General features: G+C 28.3%; 15 protein-coding genes. 12 read left to right on the forward strand and 3 right to left on the reverse strand.

The annotated features are described in order from the left end of the window. The first annotated feature begins 11 nt into the window (after positions 1 to 11). From I1N47_01575 to I1N47_01590, 4 genes are read left to right on the forward strand one after another with little or no spacing between them, the layout of a single operon-like run. Positions 12 to 1,310, forward strand: coding sequence for a dihydrolipoyllysine-residue acetyltransferase (locus tag I1N47_01575; protein WBF65819.1), 1,299 nt, complete (start codon positions 12 to 14; stop codon positions 1,308 to 1,310). Between the two features lie 12 nt (positions 1,311 to 1,322). After that, positions 1,323 to 3,014 carry a dihydrolipoyl dehydrogenase gene (gene lpdA / locus I1N47_01580; GenBank protein WBF65898.1) on the forward strand — a complete coding sequence of 564 codons (1,692 nt, stop codon included), beginning with the start codon at positions 1,323 to 1,325 and terminating at the stop codon, positions 3,012 to 3,014. Positions 3,015 to 3,056: 42 nt separating this feature from the next. Then, positions 3,057 to 4,232, forward strand: a complete 1,176-nt coding sequence (locus I1N47_01585; protein ID WBF65820.1) for a mechanosensitive ion channel — start codon at positions 3,057 to 3,059, stop codon at positions 4,230 to 4,232. A gap of 27 nt (positions 4,233 to 4,259) precedes the next feature. Further along, complete coding sequence (locus I1N47_01590) at positions 4,260 to 5,882, forward strand: NAD+ synthase (GenBank protein WBF65821.1); 1,623 nt, start codon at positions 4,260 to 4,262, stop codon at positions 5,880 to 5,882. A gap of 1 nt (position 5,883) precedes the next feature. Here I1N47_01590 and recJ read toward each other — a convergent pair whose 3' ends face one another. Continuing rightward, positions 5,884 to 7,593, reverse strand: coding sequence for a single-stranded-DNA-specific exonuclease RecJ (gene recJ / locus I1N47_01595; protein WBF65822.1), 1,710 nt, complete (start codon positions 7,591 to 7,593; stop codon positions 5,884 to 5,886). Beyond that, positions 7,577 to 8,500, reverse strand: coding sequence for a hypothetical protein (locus I1N47_01600; protein ID WBF65823.1), 924 nt, complete (start codon positions 8,498 to 8,500; stop codon positions 7,577 to 7,579). Before I1N47_01600 ends, recJ begins: the two co-directional genes overlap by 17 nt. A gap of 78 nt (positions 8,501 to 8,578) precedes the next feature. Here I1N47_01600 and I1N47_01605 point away from each other — a divergent pair, with 78 nt between their 5' ends. The 5 genes from I1N47_01605 to purL all read left to right on the forward strand — a co-directional run bounded on the left by I1N47_01605 (position 8,579) and on the right by purL (position 16,340). Further along, entirely contained in the window at positions 8,579 to 9,844 is a 1,266-nt protein-coding gene (locus tag I1N47_01605; protein WBF65824.1) for an ABC transporter permease, read from the forward strand. Then, positions 9,834 to 10,523 (forward strand): ABC transporter ATP-binding protein, encoded by a 690-nt coding sequence (locus I1N47_01610; GenBank protein ID WBF65825.1) that lies wholly within the window; start codon positions 9,834 to 9,836, stop codon positions 10,521 to 10,523. Before I1N47_01605 ends, I1N47_01610 begins: the two co-directional genes overlap by 11 nt. Before the next feature lie 6 nt (positions 10,524 to 10,529). After that, entirely contained in the window at positions 10,530 to 11,330 is an 801-nt protein-coding gene (locus I1N47_01615) for a TatD family hydrolase (protein ID WBF65826.1), read from the forward strand. 25 nt (positions 11,331 to 11,355) lie between these two features. Next, the gene (locus I1N47_01620; protein ID WBF65899.1) at positions 11,356 to 12,198 is read left to right on the forward strand and encodes a PHP domain-containing protein; all 843 of its coding nucleotides are present in this window, start codon (positions 11,356 to 11,358) and stop codon (positions 12,196 to 12,198) included. A gap of 167 nt (positions 12,199 to 12,365) precedes the next feature. After that, positions 12,366 to 16,340: a phosphoribosylformylglycinamidine synthase gene (purL, locus tag I1N47_01625; GenBank protein WBF65827.1), complete on the forward strand. Its 3,975-nt coding sequence runs from the start codon at positions 12,366 to 12,368 to the stop codon at positions 16,338 to 16,340. A 60-nt stretch (positions 16,341 to 16,400) separates the two neighbouring features. Here purL and I1N47_01630 read toward each other — a convergent pair whose 3' ends face one another. After that, positions 16,401 to 17,288 (reverse strand): DUF1732 domain-containing protein, encoded by an 888-nt coding sequence (locus I1N47_01630; GenBank protein WBF65900.1) that lies wholly within the window; start codon positions 17,286 to 17,288, stop codon positions 16,401 to 16,403. Between the two features lie 94 nt (positions 17,289 to 17,382). Between I1N47_01630 and rph the strand changes: the two genes are divergently transcribed. The 3 genes from rph (at position 17,383) to I1N47_01645 (ending at position 20,022) form a co-directional block, all read left to right on the forward strand. Then, entirely contained in the window at positions 17,383 to 18,090 is a 708-nt protein-coding gene (gene rph / locus I1N47_01635; GenBank protein WBF65828.1) for a ribonuclease PH, read from the forward strand. A gap of 23 nt (positions 18,091 to 18,113) precedes the next feature. Continuing rightward, complete coding sequence (gene folC, locus I1N47_01640; protein WBF65829.1) at positions 18,114 to 19,403, forward strand: bifunctional tetrahydrofolate synthase/dihydrofolate synthase; 1,290 nt, start codon at positions 18,114 to 18,116, stop codon at positions 19,401 to 19,403. A gap of 127 nt (positions 19,404 to 19,530) precedes the next feature. Then, positions 19,531 to 20,022 carry a CvpA family protein gene (locus I1N47_01645; protein WBF65830.1) on the forward strand — a complete coding sequence of 164 codons (492 nt, stop codon included), beginning with the start codon at positions 19,531 to 19,533 and terminating at the stop codon, positions 20,020 to 20,022. Positions 20,023 to 20,035 lie beyond the last annotated feature (13 nt).

The raw sequence follows: 20,035 nt of genomic DNA on the forward strand, positions 1-20,035 counted from the left end.
GATAATAAAACATGAATGAAATTATAGAATTTAATATGCCATCAGTTGGAGATTCAAAGGAATTTCGGGTTATAGAAGTTTTAGTTTCTATAGGGGATGAAATAATTGCTGAACAAGGGGTCATTACCATAGAATCAGATAAAGCTTCTATAGAAGTTCCTGCTCCTTGTGGTGGTAAAGTTAAATCAGTTAATGTAAAGGTTGGCGATAAAATTTCTGAAAATTTTCATTTGCTATCTATAGAAAAAAATAATACTGATGTTGTTAGTAGAGTCGAAGAAACATCAAATATAAATAATACTCCTATAAAAGATATTCCTATCAGTAATATAAAGAGTGAAAAAGTATTAGTTAATGATCATGATAATACTGATAGTATTCCATCTTTTAATAATAGAAATGTAGTAAAAAAATTTGCTTATGCTTCTCCATCTATAAGAAAATTTGCTAGAGAATTAGGTGTTGATGTTTCTTTAGTACATGGGACAGGTAAAAAGGGTCGTATTACTGTAGATGATGTTAGTTCTTTTGTTAAAAATAATTTGAATAATCCATCTGTAACTAGTGGTGCTGAATTATTTAACTTACCTCCTTGGCCCAAAGTAGATTTTGCTCAATTTGGTGAAATTGATAGTAAGCCGTTAAGTAGAATTCAGAAAATATCTGGTTCAAATTTGCATCGTAATTGGATGATGATACCTCATGTTACTAATAATGATGAGGCTGATATTACAGATTTAGAAGATTTTAGAATTAAGATAAATCAAGATTTATCTAAAACCAACATAAAAGTTACTATATTGTCTTTTTTAGTTAAGGCGTTAGTTTCTTGCTTAAAAAAATTTCCAGATTTTAATGCTTCTTTGGATGATGATAAATTAATACTTAAAAAATATTATAATATAGGATTTGCTGTAGATACTCCCAATGGATTAATGGTTCCTGTAATACATAATGTTGACAATAAGGGTGTTATTGAAATTGCATCGGAAATAAAAAAATTATCTCAAAAGGCAAGGGAAGGCAAGTTATTTTCTAAAGAAATGCAAGGTGGATGTTTTTCTATTTCCTCTTTAGGAGGAATAGGTGGAGTTTCTTTTACTCCAATAGTTAATGCTCCAGAAGTGGCTATACTAGGAGTATCCAAATCTACCTTTAAACCACTGTGGAATGGTAAAGAATTTATACCAAGATTAATTATGCCGATTTCTCTTTCTTATGATCACAGAGTTATTGATGGAGCAATGGCTGCAAATTTTAACAAATATTTGTGTCAAATTATGAATGATTTTCGTCTTATTTCTTTGTAAGTGATAAATATGATAAATAATGTTTATAAAGTAGCAGTTCCAGATATTGGTGATATAAAAGAAGCTAAAGTTATAGAAATTTTAGTTTCTAATGGTGATTTTGTTAAAAAAGAACAAAGCTTAATTACTGTTGAATCTGAAAAGTCTGTTATGGAAATACCATCAGATATTGATGGGGAAATAATCAATATTTGCGTCAAAGTTGGAGACAGTATATCTTCAGGAACTATTTTAGTCGAGATAAATGCTAGTGATTCATGCTCAGATTCATGTGCATCTTTGAATAATAATGTAGATAACGATATTGTTAATTGTCAAGTAGTTATTCTAGGCTCTGGTCCTGGAGGTTATTCTGCTGCTTTTCGTGCAGCAGATCTAGGATTGGATACTATCCTAATAGAAGAACATTCCAAATTAGGAGGTGTTTGTTTGAATGTTGGATGTATTCCAACAAAAGCTTTATTACATGATGTATCTATCATTGAAAGAGTAAAGAAGTCTTTTAATTGTGGAATAGAATATCAGGAAAAGCCGAAGATAGATTTAAATAAATTAAGAAATTCTATTGACTCTAAAGTTTCTAAACTAACCAATGGTCTGAGTAGTATGGCTAATGCAAGAAAGGTTAGAGTTATTAATGGATTTGCTAAATTTTTAGATAAGAATAGTCTTTCTGTGAAATGTTCTAACAATTTAGAAAAAATTGTTAACTTTAAAAATGCTATCATAGCTACAGGAAGTCATGCTGTGCATCTACCTTTCTTACCTATAGATGATAGAATTGTTGATTCAACTGGAGCTTTAAAATTACCTGTGATACCTAAAAAAATGTTATTAATAGGTGGAGGTATTATAAGTTTAGAAATGGGAACAATATATTCTGCTCTAGGTTCTGAAATAGATATAGTCGAAGTATCCAACGGTTTAATTTCTGGTGCTGATCGTGATTTGGTTAAAATATGGTCTAAATCGAATGAAAATCGCTTTAATAATATAATGCTGGAAACTAGAGTTATTGGTGCCGAGTCTAGAAATGATGGTATATATGTTAGTTTTGATGGAAAAAATGCTCCTAATATACCTCAATGTTATGATATGATTCTGCAGGCTGTAGGTCGTAAACCTAATATTGATAAACTTAATCTGGATAAAGTTGGCATTGTGTTAAGTCATGATGGTTTTATTAAAGTAGATCAACAGATGAGAACAAATATTTCCAATATATTTGCAATTGGTGATGTAAGTGGTAATCCAATGCTTGCTCACAAAGCTGTTCATGAAGCTCATGTCGCTGCTGAAGTCATAAATGGAGAAAAATCTTTCTTTGATGCTGCTGTTATACCGTCAGTAGCTTATACTAATCCAGAAATTGCTTGGGTAGGTATTACTGAATCAGAAGCAAAAAAAAGCAATATTAATATAAAAACTGGGTTATTTCCATGGACTGCTTCAGGGAAAGCTATTGCAACTAATAGTGAGAATGGTTTTACCAAACTTATATTTGATGTTGATAGCAAAAGAATTATTGGTGGTGGTATTGTAGGATCTCATGCTGGCGACTTAATTGGAGAAGTAGCACTTGCTATAGAAATGGGAGCAGATATGTTTGATATAGCAAAAACCATTCATCCTCATCCAACCCTATCAGAATCAATAGGTATGTCTTCAGAGGTAGCTCTGGGAATTTGTACTGATTTACCGTAGTTTAGAATCAATAATGTAATAATATAAAACTTAGGGGGTTAAATGAAGCTTGATGAGATAATTAGAATGGTTGAGTTTTATATTCCTACATTAGGATTAATTAAAGTAATTTCATGTTTTTTTTGTTTAATTATTATTTCATTGTTAGTGCAATGGGTTATATCTCGTTTATTAGTTTGGTTAACAAATAAAGTTATTATTAATATTGATGGTTATGCAGAATGGCATCATGAATTACATAGGTATAATGTATATAAAAATATTTTGCGTTCTGTGCCATTTTTTGTCATTTCTGAAGGAATTAAATTTGTTTACCATATCGGTAATATTGCTGAATATGTTTCTAGATTTGCTAGTGCAATTGTATGGATTTATATATTTGCAGCGCTTATTGGTTTATTAAGTGTTATTCAGAGTATCTATTCTGCTAGAGCTAGGTCTATCAAAGTTTATGTACAGGTAGGTAAATTACTATTAATTGTTATAGGTATAGTGTTAGTATTATCTGTTCTTATAAATCGTTCACCATTATGGATGATTTCTGGATTAGGTGCTTTATCTGCTGTTCTTTTGCTTGTATTTAAAGATACTCTTTTATCTTTAGTAGCAGGTACTCAATTAACAACAAATGATATGCTGAGGATAGGAGATTGGATTGAAATGCCTCAATCTAATGCAGATGGATATGTTAGAGATATAGCTCTACATACTGTAAAAATTCAAAATTGGGATAATACGGTTACTACTGTACCTACATATAAGTTGTTTTCAGAAAGTTATCGTAATTATCGGCAAATGTTTGAATCTGGTGGAAGAAGAATAAAAAGGGTTATGTATATAGATATATCAAGTCTTAAAATTATGAATGAGGTTGAAATTAGTGAACTAATGAAAATAACGTTATTGTCTAATTATTTAGAATTAAATCACAAAGACCAAGATCATTTTATGAATATATCTTTGTTTAGATATTATATAACTGCTTTTTTAAAGAGTCATGATGAGTTACGACAAGACATGCCAATGTTAGTTAGAATGATGGAACAAATAGCTGAAGGTATTCCGATAGAAATATATTGTTTTACTGCATTAACAGCATGGGCCGAACATGGTCGTATACAAGGAGAAATTTTTGATCATATTAATTCTATGATGTATAAATTTCAATTACGTCTTTATCAAAAACCATCAATATATAACTTTATGCAATGTAATTAGAGTTTAATATCATAATGAGATTCTTTAATGAGTAATATTAAAATTGCAATAGCTCAAATAAATTCAGTGGTTGGAGATATAGAAGGTAATACCATTAAACTAATAAAAATTATAAATGAATCCTATAATAATGTTGATTTATTAGTTACTCCAGAACTTGTGATAACAGGTTATCCCCCAGAAGACTTATTATTTCATCATTCATTTATAAAATTACAAAATTTAAATTTGGAAAAACTTCGTCAGGCAACTATTGGTCTTAAGAAAGTATTTATTTTAGTGGGACATGTTTATCAAGAATCCAATAATTTATATAATGTAGCAACATTATATAATAATGGATTAATTATAGGTCGATATTATAAAAATCAATTGCCTAATTACTCTGTCTTTGATGAAAAGAGATATTTTTCTATTAAGAAACAAGCATTTACTTTTAATATTAAAAGTAAAAAATTTGGCATCATGATTTGTGAAGATTTATGGATAGATACATCTGTTGAACTGTATCAAGATTTAGATGTTGATATAATAGTTAGTCTTAATGCTTCTCCTTTTTTTATTGGTAAGGATGAGTTACGTTATTCAATTTGTAAAAAATTAGTAAATAAATTACATTGTGGGTTAGTTTATGTTAATGCTGTAGGAGGGCAAGATGAATTAATATTTGATGGTGGTTCTTTCTTTATGAATTCACGTGGCCTATGTAGCAACAAACTTCTTTCCTGGAAAGAAGATTTAGCTTATTTTGATATAAGCATAAGTGAGAAATCAAATGTTGATTATTTTGTTAATGTACAAAATTCTAATATAGAATTACAGTTATGGAATGCCCTGGTTTTAAGTTTAAGAGATTATGTAAATAAGAATAATTTTCCTGGAGTTATTATTGGGTTGTCTGGTGGTATAGATTCGGCTCTAGCTCTTACATTAGCGGTAGATGCCATTGGCTCTAATAGAGTGCAAGCAATTATGATGTCTACTTGTTATACATCGGAAATATCTATTATAGATGCTGATATTTTATCTAGAAGATTGCATGTTGAATATAACAAAATTGATATAAACACGATAATGTATTCATACAATAGCATTATAAATGAAATTTTAAATACATCTGAAATAGCAAAAGAAAATATTCAAGCTAGAATACGAGGTAATTTATTAATGGCTATTTCAAATACTAATGGTAAATTAGTTGTGACAACAGGGAATAAATCTGAAATATCTATGGGATATTGTACCCTTTATGGAGATATGGTTGGTGGTTTTGCTTTGCTTAAGGATGTAAGCAAAACAATGGTTTATAAACTATCGAAATGGCGAAATGGAATATCTAATATTATTCCTGATCGAATAATTTCGAGAGCTCCTTCAGCTGAATTAAAATTTAATCAGACTGATCAAGATACTTTACCTCCTTATTATTTATTGGACGCGATCTTAGAGTTATATATAGAAAAAAAATTAACAATAGAACAAATTGTAGATCGTGGTTATAATGTTGATATTGTTAATAGAGTATTAGGTCTTTTACATAAAAATGAATATAAAAGATCTCAATCTTCAATAGGTCCTAAAGTTACTTTTTGTTCATTCGGTCGTGATTGGCGTTATCCTATTACTAATTTATTTTGTGAAAAATTATAGTTTAATAGTTTGCTATTATTAATTGTATAATTATCTGTAATGATTTTTTATTGTTCCATAAGTTATTTTCTATTTTATATACAGCCTTAATATTTTTGTATTCTACTTTTTGATGGTTAAAATATATAGCATCGAACACTAATTTCTCACGCTGTAATACTAGTTTTAAATGTTTATTTTTTAGTATTTTTTGAGAAATAATTTCAAATTGATCTATAAATAATGGTTCATCAAATCCTGATCCCCATACTTGTTGATTTAGCAAATCAGCAAATTCTGTATTAGCATACTTTATTTCAAGAGAACCATCAGTTTCTAATGTTTGTCTTATATCATTATTGCCTATTATATTTTTTGATGTTTCTTCAAATGCTGATTTAAATTTAATATAATTGTTTTTCGTAATTGTTAGTCCAGCAGCCATTGCATGACCTCCAAATTGTTGGATTATATTAAATTTTTTTGAAATAGCATCTAATATTTCTTTTATATTTATTCCAGGAATTGATCTTCCTGATCCTCTTAATTCATTATTTTTCGAAGGAGCAAATGCAATAGTTGGTTTCCAATATTTCTCTTTTAATTTAGATGCGATTAATCCTACTATGCCATGATTCCAATTTTCTTGATAAATACATATACTATTGTTTGACTCATACCCATATTTATCAATTTCTAATATAGCTTGTGAATTGCTTTCTTCTTCTATTTTTTTTCTTTTATTATTAATATCATTTAATTGTTGAGCAATATATAACGCTTCTTCATAGTTATCAGTTATAAGACAACGTATTCCTATGCTCATATCAGATAATCTTCCAGCAGCATTGATTTTTGGTGCTATTGAAAAACCTAAGTCATTACTGTTTGCTTTATTCATATCTTTATTAGATATATTAAAAAGTGCTTGTATTCCTACTATTGTTTTGTTAGTTTGTATTCTTTTTAAGCCTTGGGCAACTAATATCCTATTATTAAAATCTAACTGAACGAGATCAGCTACAGTCCCTAGAGCTACTAAATCAACTAATTCATTAAGTTTAGGTCCTTCATTTTCCTTATAAATACCATGGATACGCATTTTTGATCTTAATGCAATCATTAAATAAAATATAACTCCAACACCAGCTAAATTTTTAGATGGAAAATTACAACTAGATTGGTTCGGATTAATAATTGCTAAAGCTCTTGGTAATATTTTACCTGGTAGGTGATGATCTGTTATAATGACTTCTATACCCATTTGCCTAGCATATTCTACTCCTTCAACGCTAGAGATTCCGTTATCTACAGTTATTATTAAATCTGGTTTTTCTATAGATTGTTCATAAGCTTGTTTAATAATATCAACTGACAATCCATAATTATTATGAAATCTATTAGGTACTATAAAATTAACATTAGCTCCCATTGCTTTTAAAGCTCTGATACCTACGGCACATGCTGTTGCTCCATCACAATCATAATCAGCTACAATGAGAATTCTTTTCTTATTAATGATTGATTCTAGTAAATAGTTTGTTGCTTGTTCTATCTGACTAAGATTATTTGGATTAATTAGATTAGGCCATCTGTATTGTATTTGAGATACTTCTGTTACTCCTCTGGAGGAGAGTAATTTAGCTAATAATGGATTTATGCCATGTTTTAATAGGAGATCATAATTTTTTTGTTGTATTTTTCGTATATGTATTTTATAAGAAGAGTTCATTTTTAAAGATATTAAAACGTTTAAATATATTTATATCTTTGTGAATCAGATATTCTTTACATTTCTCAGTACCTAAAAGTACTAGATTTATGTCATTTTTTGGTAATTTATTGCTTTTCGATAAAGTTTTAAATAAATTTTCTAGATTTTTAAATTCATTGATCCACATATCATAGTCCAAGCTTCTAGAAGCTTCATGTAATTTTGTAAATAATATATCCGGTTTTTGTTGTTTCGGACTCCAATATTTTGCACCACCATAAAGCCATAAAAAGTTTATTGGTTTTAATCCTCGACTTTCCCTACATATATTTACCTTATGATTATGGAAGAACATTTGTACTTCATTTAGTAATTTATTTAATTGCAATATTTCTATTTTAATATGTGAAAAAACATTGATTTTTTTTTCAAAGATGAAATAGGGGCTTAGGGAGATTTGATGAAAACTGTCTGGTAAAAATATACGCCATCTTTGTGGTGAAATAAATTCAATTTTAAACTTATAATCATGTAAGATATGTTTTATGCTATCTAATAAACATAAACTTTCTGCATATTCTAAATTTGTATTGTATGGGTTCGATAAGCTAATTCCAGATGTATTAATTTCTATATTTAATAATTCTAGTAGCCATATTGGGTAATTATCTTGTTTTTCAAAATTTGTGAAAAATGGACCTAAAGCAGAACTTATTGTTTGATTATCATTAGGAATAAATCCTGTATTTTTAATTTGCCATGCTTCAAAAGCAGTGCAACCATAGTTTAGTGATTGATCATCTATATAATTTATAGAGGCATGTTGAAGCCATTTAAAAATATATGGAGTTTCTTTTTTTATAATGTTATTAATATTGATATTAAATTTATTTGGAGGAAAAAAACCAGGTATTACAATAAGCATTTTATTCTTTGTATGATATATTTTATTAGTATCTTCGTATTATTATATTTTTAACTTTATTGGTAGTAGATTGTGTTTATGATGCCTTATGAAGTTTGGTTAGCTATTAAGTATAGTGGTTTATTAAATTTTAAGAACAAAAAAAATAAAATAATATCCTTCATTACTACAACTTCTATTTTAGGTATAGCTATTGGAGTAGCTGCTTTAATTGTAATACTGTCTGTAATGAATGGTTTTCAAAAGGAAGTTCGCAATAGAATGTTAGATATAATTCCTCATATGGAAATTTCTGTTCCAGGGGTAGATTATAATACTTTTATGAGTTCTTATAAAAAATTTAAATCATTAATTGATAAAGATTCAAATATAGAATCTAGTGCATCTTTCTCTTTATCACAAGCAATAATAATAAAAGATTCTAATATAGTTGGCGTACAGATTCAAGGAATTGATACTGATTTTATCAATGTGTATAGATTAGATAAAAATCTATTTTGTGGTGACCTAAAATCTTTAAAAGATAATAAATTTGGTGTGATAATAGGTTTGGAATTATCAAAATTAATAAATGCAAACATTGGTGATAGTATTGCGATTTTAGCACCTAATGCATCTTCAAATATTATTGGTTTTACGCCTAGTTTAAAACAATTCATAGTACAGGGTATATTTTCATCAGGGTATTATGAATATGATGCCAATATGGCATTCATTAATATTAATGATGCAAATAATTTTTTCTTAAACAATACGAAGAATGGCATAAGATTCTGTGTCAAGGATATTTACTCTACTCATATAAGTATTAAAAACATAAGAAGTATTTTGCCTGATTATTTTTCTGTAGAGGACTGGTCTAATACTAATAAATTTTGGTTTAACGCAGTGCAAACAGAGAAAAGGATGATGTTTTTAATACTATCTGTTGTTATAGCTATTGCTTCATTTAATTTATTCTCATCTTTAACGATGTTAGTATCTGAAAAAAAATATGATATTGCTATCATGAGGACATTTGGTGTTAGTCACATAAATATTTCTTTAATATTTTTATTAACCGGTTTAATTATAGGTTTAGTTGGAACGATTATTGGTGTTATATCTGGAATTATAATGACACATAACATAGACCTAATTGTTAGATTACTTGAGAAAATATTTATGGTCAATTTTTTTCCAGTAGATTTATATGTTATAGGTAAATTACCATATTATATAAATTATTTTGATATATTAAATATTGCTATTGTATCAATCTCCCTATCTCTTATAGCAACTATATATCCTAGTATTAAATCATCAAAATATATCCCTGCAAGGGTTTTGAACAATGTCAGATAAGAAGAATTATATAATTAAAGCAGATAATATTTGTAAAAATTATTATGATCAAAATGGAAAAATTGAGGTATTAAAAAATATAGACTTTTATCTTAACACTTCTGAAATTGTAGTTATAATGGGATCTTCTGGTTCTGGCAAGAGTACTTTATTACATATACTTGGTTTATTAGATACAGCATCTAGTGGTCAATTAATTATTAATAACCTAAACACTTCTATTTTATCAGAGAATCAGAAATGTAATTTACGTAATAGAAATCTTGGTTTTATATATCAATCACATAATCTTTTACCAGAGTTATCTGTTGTGGATAATGTTTCAATGCCATTAATCATAAGACGATATAGGTATGATCAAGCACGCTTAGAGGCTAATTTGATAATTAATTCTATTGGTTTAAATTCTAAACAAGATAGTATGATTTATAATTTATCAGGAGGTGAGCGTCAAAGAGTCGCTATAGCTAGATCAATTATTACAAATCCTGATTGTATTTTGGCTGATGAACCAACTGGAAATTTAGATAAGAAGAATGCTTATAAAATATTTGATTTATTTATTAAGCTAAAAAATGAATTTAATTCTTCTTTTATAATAGTTACGCACGATGTTGAATTAATGTCTATCGCAGATAGAAAGTTTCTTATGAAAGATGGTGGCTTATTAAGGATCTAATATTATATGTTTTTAGTAGATACACATTGCCATTTGGATGATTATCGATTCGATAAATATAGGTCTTTAATTATTAGAGAAGCCTTTTATAAAGGAATTAAAAAGATTATTGTTCCATCTGTTTCTGTAAATAATTTTGATAAGGTATCTAGTTTATCTATAAACCAAGGATTGTTTTATACACTAGGAATACATCCTATGAGCATTAGTCAAGAAAATTTTGATAATGATTTATTGGTTTTATATAATTATGTAAAGCATTCTAAGAACACTCATACTAATTTCGTTGGCATTGGAGAAATAGGGTTAGATTTTTATTATTCTATGGATGATCGTTATGTTGATCTGCAAAAGAAATTTTTTATAGAGCAGTTACATATTGCAGAAGAATTTTCTTTACCTGTTATTCTTCACGCAAGAAAATCTCATGATGTTATGTTGAAAATATTAAGATCAAGAAAAAAAATATCTGGGGGAATAATTCATGCATTTAATGGCAGTTACCAACAGGCTAATTGTTTTATAAAATTAGGTTTTTTATTAGGGGTAGGAGGTTCAATTACTTATAAAAAACATTCAAAAATTAGACAAAATGCATTAGATATTTCTTTAGAGAATTTAGTTCTTGAAACAGATTCTCCCTATATGGAACCATGTTGGAAATCTTCTTATGATTGGAGTATAAATAGTCCATGCGAATTGTTTAAGATTGCGCTAGAGCTTTCTGATATCAAAAAGTGTAGTATTGATAAAATCATTGGATGTACAACTCAAAATATACTTAGAATAATTCCTCAAATGACCTAAAAAATAACATCTAGTGAATATAAAATTGAATAATAATTTATTGGTTGATCTTCATTGTCATTCGAATGTATCAGATGGTTTATTATCTCCTAAGGATGTGGCGTATGCAGTTCATTATTCTAATATAAGCAAATGGTCATTAACTGATCATGATACTATTGCTGGTTTATCAGAAGCACGGCAGGAATCAAAAAAATTAAGTCTTGATTTTATAAATGGGGTTGAAATTTCTGCTGATTGGAAAGGAAGAACTATACATATAATAGGATTATATGTTGACTATGATAATAATGGTTTACTAGAAGGTTTAAAAAATAATATTAATTTTAGGAAAGCAAGAGCATTTAATATTGTTAAGCATTTGGATAGTTTAGGATTTTATGGATCTGAAAGTGTTCTTTATTCTCGATTAAATAATAAGCTAGGAATAGTAGGCAGACTTCATTTTGCTAGATTTTTAGTTGAAAGTGGTTATTGTCAAAGTATTAATAAAGTTTTTCTAAAATATTTATCTGATGACCTGTTTAATAATTCTGACATGGGGTATGCTCCTTTGCAGGATGTGATCTTATGGATTAAGAATGCAGGAGGTATAGCTGTAATGGCTCATCCTTTAAATTATAAATTCTCAAATCAAGAACTTAATAAACTTATGGAGAGATTTGCCGATTTAGGAGGTGAATGCATTGAAATCCCATTATTTCCAAACCATAGAAACTATGAATTAATTCTCTATTTAATTAAAAAATATAATTTTTATATATCATGTGGATCAGACTTTCATTCATTTAAAGACAATTTAATAACAAAAGAAAAGTTTTCTAAAATACCAAGAGACTTAAAGAAAGTATGGTGTGATTTTTTGTGAAAATTATTATTATGGTATTAATAATTTTCTTGTTAAATTGATTATTTTGCTATATCTTATGAATAAAGTTATCTATTTCAATAAGTAGATAGTCATTCCTACAATTACAATCTTTTGCATGTTTTTGTCAGTAATGATTGTTTAGTTTGCTTTTAGGATATATCGTCGTGCTAATAGTTCAAAATTTTTCAGGTTCGTCTGCTATTTCTGATTTTCGTCGTCAAAATCTATTGGCTAAGCTGGGTGCTTTTGGTATTAAATTATCAAACATAGATGCTTATTATGAACATTTTGTATATTTAGAGCGTTCTTTAGAGGACAGTGAAAATTGTATTTTGTCAAAATTATTGGAATATGGTTCTATAGATTTTTCTAAATCATCTGATAATTATAAAATAGAACTATTGGTAATTCCTCGTCTAGGAACAGTTTCTCCGTGGTCTAGTAAAGCTACAGATATAGCTCATAACTGTGGTTTGAGTGTTGTCAAAAGAATTGAAAGAGGTATCAAATATATTCTTTCTTATAAAGAACCTTTAGTTGATGATCAACTTCCTAAAGAAGCACTAGATACATTATTGGATTTTATACATGATTGTATGACAGAAAGTGTTGTTAATGTTGATTTTGATCCAAAGCTTTTATTTAATAATACAGAAAAAAAAGATCTAAAGACCATCTCTCTTATAAAAGATGGACGTATTGCTTTGGAAAAAGCTAATAAGGACTTAGGTCTAGCATTATCTAATGATGAAATCGAGTATCTAGAAAAATCATTCAAGTCTCTTCAAAGGGATCCTACTGATGTGGAATTGATAATGTTTGCACAAGCTAATAGTGAACATTGTCGTCATAAGATCTTTAATGCTCAATGGATTATAGATGGGAAACAAAAAAAAGATACTCTATTTGATCTAATTAAACAAACGCATTATAGTCAACCAGTTGGTACAATAGTAGCTTATTCTGATAATTCAGCTATTATGGAAGGTAGAATTTCTAATAGTTTTCATACAAACAAATCTTCTATAAATGGTATGTTTGTCTATGGTAGAAATAGTGCTATTTTTCATAATATAATGAAGGTAGAAACTCATAATCATCCAACTGCAATTTCTCCTTTTCAAGGAGCTGCTACTGGTTCCGGAGGAGAAATAAGAGATGAAGGTGCAACTGGTCGTGGTTCTAAACCTAAAGTAGGTCTTACTGGTTTTTCTGTTTCGCATTTGAGATTTGAAGATAATATACGTCAGTGGGAGGATGATTACTATAGTATACCTTCTCGCATGGCATCACCTTTATCTATAATGGTTGATGCTCCATTAGGTAGTGCTTCATTCAATAATGAATTTGGTCGACCTAGTGTTTTAGGTTATTTTAGATCATTTGAGCAAACTATAGATAATATTCATTGGGGTTATCACAAACCAATAATGTTGTCTGGTGGTCTAGGTATTATAGATTCTAGATTAAGTAAGAAAAAAAGTATACCTGAGGGAGCCTTGTTGATCCAATTAGGGGGACCAGGTTTTCGTATAGGAATGGGTGGAGGAGCAGCCTCTAGTATTACTATAGGTAGTAATACAGCAGAGTTAGATTTTGATTCAGTTCAAAGAGGGAACCCAGAAATAGAAAGAAGAGCTCAAGAAGTTATAGATAGATGTTGGCAACAAGGCGATAATAATCCTATATTATCTATTCATGATGTAGGGGCTGGTGGATTATCTAATGCTTTTCCAGAGTTGATAAATGATTCTAAAATGGGAGCTATATTTAATTTAAATAAAATTCCAGTAGAAGAGTATGGGATGTCTCCTGCTGAAATATGGACTAATGAGTCGCAGGAAAGATACGTGTTAGCTATTTTACCTGATAGTCTAAAAAAATTTGATGAGATAGCAGTTAGAGAACGTTGTCCTTATTCAGTTGTAGGAATAGCCATTAATGATAGACATTTATATCTTATAGATGGTAATGATGCTGATTTTGATATGAATGGTTTATTAAATATAGCCAAATCAGAAAATGTCAAAAAACACCCGGTAGATCTGCCTCTTGATATTATTTTAGGAAAATCGCCGCGTTTGATTCGTGATGTTAAAAGTTATAATCATAGAAGTGATGTTGTAAAATTTGATAATATGGTCTTGTCAGATGCTATATCTAGGGTTTTAAGTCACCCTACCGTATCTAGTAAATCATTTCTTATTACAATAGGTGATCGTTCAGTAGGTGCTTTAGTTGCTCGTGACCAAATGGTTGGTCCATGGCAGGTGCCAGTTGCTGATTGTGCGGTGTCATTGGCAAGTTATGATAGTTTTTTTGGTGAGGCAATGTCAATAGGTGAGCGAGCTCCTATTGCAGTAATTAGTCCTGCAGCCTCTGTTCGTTTGGCAGTTTCTGAAGCTTTAACCAATTTAGTAGCTTCTGATGTAGAAAAAATAGAAGATATAAAATTGTCTGCTAATTGGATGGCTGATTGTAGTAGTAGTGGCATTCAAGATGCTAATCTCTACCAGGCTGTTTCGGCTGTTAGTAAATTTTGTAAAGAACTTGGCCTTTCTATACCTGTTGGAAAAGATTCTTTATCTATGAAAACAATTACAGATGATGGAAAATATATTGTTTCACCAATATCTTTGGTTGTTTCTGCTTTTTCTCCTGTTAAAGATGTTCGTAAGACGTTAACACCTCAATTAATCAAAAATATTGATAGTAAATTAATTTATATAGATTTAGGTTTTTCTAAAAATAGGATTGGTGGTTCTATATTAGCGCAAGTTTATGGTCAATTTGGTGACATAGTGCCTGATATGGATGATCCTGATAAATTGCAATGCTTCTTTTATGCGATAAGACATCTTGCTAATGAAGACATGATATTAGCTTATCATGATAGATCAGATGGTGGGTTGTTTACAACTATAGTAGAAATGTCTTTTGCTGGACATATTGGGGTTTCTATAAATTTGGATAATTTAATAACTGGTTCTCTGGATAATGAAAATCTTATAAAAACTTTATTTTCTGAAGAGTTAGGAGCTGTAATTCAAGTTGATAATAAAGTTTATGATTATGTTATTAATTGTTTTGAAAAAAATAATATTTCTAACTATTGCCATACAATAGGTTCAGTAAATACATCTGATATTATCGAAATAAGTCATAATAGTTCTTCTCTATGGAAACAGAATCGTTCCGATTTAGGAATAATATGGAGTGATGTAAGTTATCGAATTTCATCTATAAGAGATAATCCTTCTTGTGCTTCTGAAGAGTTAGATTTATGGAAAGATGTTAATGATCCAGGTCTTAACCCAGTATTATATTTTGATCCAAATATTGATATTTCTGCTCCATATATAAATAAAAATGTCCGTCCTAAAATTGCTATTTTGAGAGAACAGGGATGTAATAGTCATGTGGAAATGGCTTGGGCTTTTGATCAAGCAGGTTTTTCTTCTATAGATGTACATATGACTGATTTATTAAATAAGAGCATAAATCTTTCTGAAATGCAAGGTTTAGTAGCTGTAGGTGGTTTTAGTTATGGCGATGTTTTAGGAGCAGGTGAGGGTTGGGCCCGAACAATTTTATTTAATAGTTTTTTATATGATCAGTTTTCTGATTTCTTTGCCAATAAGAATAGTTTTTCGCTTGGGGTATGTAATGGTTGTCAAATGATGAGTTCATTATCAACTATAATTCCTGGAGCTTTGAATTGGCCTAAATTTACAAGAAATAAATCAGAAAAATATGAGTCTCGTTTATCAACTATTAAGATAATATCTTCTCCATCAATATTTTTCTCAGGAATGGAAAATTCTAGAATTCCTATTGTTGTTGCTCATGGGGAAGGATATGCTGATTTTTCTAAACATGGCAATATCGATCTTGTTAATACGTCAGCTTATTTTGTAAATAATTATGGTGATATGACAGAGTCTTATCCCCTTAATCCAAATGGCAGTCCAAAAGGAATAACAGCTGTTACAACAGATGACGGTAGATGTACTATAATGATGCCTCATCCAGAAAGAGTTTCTCGTAATGTTTTATTTTCTTGGCATCCATCAGAATGGGTAGAAAATTATAGTCCATGGATGCGCATGTTTAGAAATGCACGAGCATGGCTTGGGTAATAATTTTTGCAAAAAAAAACATCATTGATTTATTTCGTTTAATGATGTTTTTTTTATTTTTTATTCTATATTTTGTGATTGTTCTCTTATTTTATCTATTAATAATTTTATTTCGATAGCAAGATGCGATATCTCTGTAGCATTAGTTTTTGACCCTATTGTATTTATTTCTCTATTCATTTCTTGAGTTAAATATTCTATTTTTTTTCCTAAACTGCCTTTTTCCTCGTTTATTGTTTTTCGCATTTCTTTCAAATGTATATTTAGCCTTTCTATTTCTTCTGAAATATCAACTTTTAAAACATTAGAAATTATTTCCTGAATAAACTTATCTTTGATTTCTTGATTATCAAATTTGTTAGATAATATTTCTATAAAATTTTTTTCTATTTTTTTAAATAACTTGTTTTTGAAAAAGTCAATACTGGATTTTGAATTTAGTTCTATATATTTTAGTATTTCTCCAATATCATTTATATAATTTAGAATTATTTTTAAAAGATCTTCTCCTTCTCTTTTTCGATCCTTTTTTAAGTTATTAATAGCTATTATAATTGATTCAAAAATTATATTTTCATTTAAAGAACATGAAGTATTTATTATGTGATCCTTATTTTTATAGAAAAGGTTAATAAGCTCTGCTGATGTAGGAGTTCTAATATCAGGCATTTCTTGTTTTATAAGTAATATTTTATTAGAAATATTACTTATAAATTCCTGGAATGAATAATCTATTATATTTTTGTTTGATTGTTTAATTATTTTTATTTCAATTTTTCCTCTTGATATATTTGTTATTATTAGATTTCTGATATTTTTTTCTAGACTTTTATATTCTTCTAAAATATTCATTTTAATGTCTAAAAATCTATTATTAAAACTTCGTATTTCAATAGATAAGATTTCATCTTCATTAATATCTATTTGTGAACAACCAAAACCTGTCATACTATTCATAGTTATAATCTCATTTATTAAATAAATATTGATAATATGGTTATATTATCAATATTTATTTAAATATAATAAATTTTAGGATGTTATGATAATTGAACGTTTATTCGGAAGGCCTTTTGATCAAATTAGACCTTTCAAGATAGTTAAGCAATTTACTAGTAATTCTGATGCCTCAATTTTGATTAGCATGGGAAATACTATAGTTCTTTGTAATGCTAATGTTTTAGATGGTGTTCCTGACTTTATGAAAGGTACAAATAGTCCTTGGATTACAGCAGAATATAGTATGTTACCAGGTTCAACAAGAACTCGTACAACAAGAGAATCAGTAGTAGGAAGACAATCTGGTAGAACACATGAAATACAAAGATTGATTGGTCGTAGTTTAAGAACAGCTTTCGATATAAGATTTAGTGGTGAATTTACTATTAAATTAGATTGTGATGTGCTACAAGCTGATGGTGGTACAAGATGTGCAAGTATTACAGGATCCTATTTAGCTATTATAGATATTCTTCCTATTTTATATGAAAAATATTCTATTAGATATGATAAAAAAATAGAGAAAGTAGCAGCCATTTCTGTTGGCCTTATTAATAATAATATATTACTTGATATGAACTATGAAGAAGATTCTAATTGTGATGTAGATATGAATGTTGTAATGGATGATAGTGGTAATTTTATCGAAATACAGGTTACAGGAGAAAAAGCAAAATTTAATAAAGAAAAACTTGATTTGATGTTATCTACTGCTAGACATGGTATTTTACAATTAATGTCTTATTATTGATAAATATTTTTTGGATCTTTGTTATGAAGCCTGATATTACAACTTCTTTAAGTGCTTGGTTAGAATATTTAGAAATGATTCATCCAAAAAATATTGATTTAGGACTGGATCGAGTTAATAATATTTTTAGAAGAATGAATCTTAAGATTGATGGAGTTAAATTTATTGTCGGAGGTACTAATGGTAAAGGATCTACCTGTGCTTTTTTAGAATCTTTCTTATTGGAGTCTGGTTATTCAGTTGGTTTATATACATCTCCACATATAATATCTTTTAATGAACGCATTCGTGTTAATGGTAGTAATATTAGTGATCAAGAAATAGTAGATAGTTTTTCTTTTATAGAAAATATTCGTAAAGAAATATCATTAACTTATTTTGAATATGCAACACTAGCAGCATTAAATATTTTTTCTAATAAGAAACTAGATGTTCTCATACTGGAAGTGGGATTAGGAGGAAGACTAGACGCTGTAAATATTATAGATGCTGATTGTTCAATTATTACCAGTATAGGCATTGATCATGTAGAATGGTTAGGTAGTACTAGAGATTCAATAGCTAAAGAAAAGTCATATATTTATAGAAAGCATAAATCAGCCATATGTGGAGATACTAATCCTCCTGATTCATTACTGAAATATGCGTATGGAATAGATGCAAATTTAAAATTAATTAATAAAGACTTTAGTTTTATAGTCAATCAGAAAAATAAATCTTGGTCTTATTTTGGCAAAAATTATAATTTTAGAGATTTACCAATGCCGAAATTATTTGGTAATTGTCAAATAATTAATGCTACTATAGCTTTATCAGCTTTAGATTCGATATATCCAATATTATCAACTAATTATGAGATTATATCATTTGCGATTGAGAAGGTTTTTATACCAGCTAGATTCCAAGTTATCTCAAATAATCCAAGTTTAATAATAGATGTATCACATAACTCACATGCAGCAAGGGTGTTATCTGCTAATTTACAAAAAAGCAATAATTTTCATAAAACATATGCCATTATAGGAATGTTAAAAGATAAGGATATAAGAGAATTTATTAGAGTATTATCAAAAGATATAGATTATTGGTATTGTGCTAGTACATATGGAGCAAGAGGTTTATCTGCTATAGAGTTAGCAAATATTATAAAAATATCAATAAATATTGATGATAGTGCAGTTCATACTTTTCTGAATCCATATTATGCACTAAATGTAGCTTTAAGAAATTGTTCAAAATTAGATAGAATTATAGTATTTGGTTCCTTTGTTACAGTATCGGAGATATATAAAGCATATATAAATAAGTTATGATATTTTATTAATTATAAAATTTGATCAAAAATTCATATTTATTTACTATTAGAATTTCTGATTTATTTTAAACTTGGTGTAGCATCCTTTTCGTAAAAATTTTATTATTTAATTTTTATTTAAAACTGTGAATTATTTTGACTTTCTTGTATTATTTATTTTGATTATTTCTTCTTTTATAGGATTTTATCGTGGTTTTATAAAAGAAGTCATATCTTTATTTACTTATATAATCTCATTCTTAATTACTGATTTAATCGGTGATATTTTATCGCCTTTTTTTGATTGTTATACAGATTCTATTTTACTGAAAGATGGTTTATCTTATTTAATAGTTTTATTTTTATCATTATTATTTTGTTCTTTGATTGCGAATATAGTGTCTTTTTTTATAAATAAAACAGATATTTCAAATATAAATAGAATATTTGGGGCAATATTTGGTTTTTTTAGAGGTCTTTTTCTAGTATTATTAATAGTTGTATTTTTTTGTTTTACCAATTTATCGCAAGAATTATATTGGATTGATAGTATTTTTATAGATACTATTATGATTTTAATTGAGAATATTAAATTATATTTACCTTATTCTTCCAAATTAAAAGAGTTGTTGCCTTAATAATTATCAAGGG

The sequence above is a fragment of the Candidatus Kinetoplastibacterium crithidii genome, assembly GCA_027557655.1.
Classification (GTDB): Bacteria; Pseudomonadota; Gammaproteobacteria; order Burkholderiales; family Burkholderiaceae_B; genus Kinetoplastidibacterium; species Kinetoplastidibacterium crithidii_C.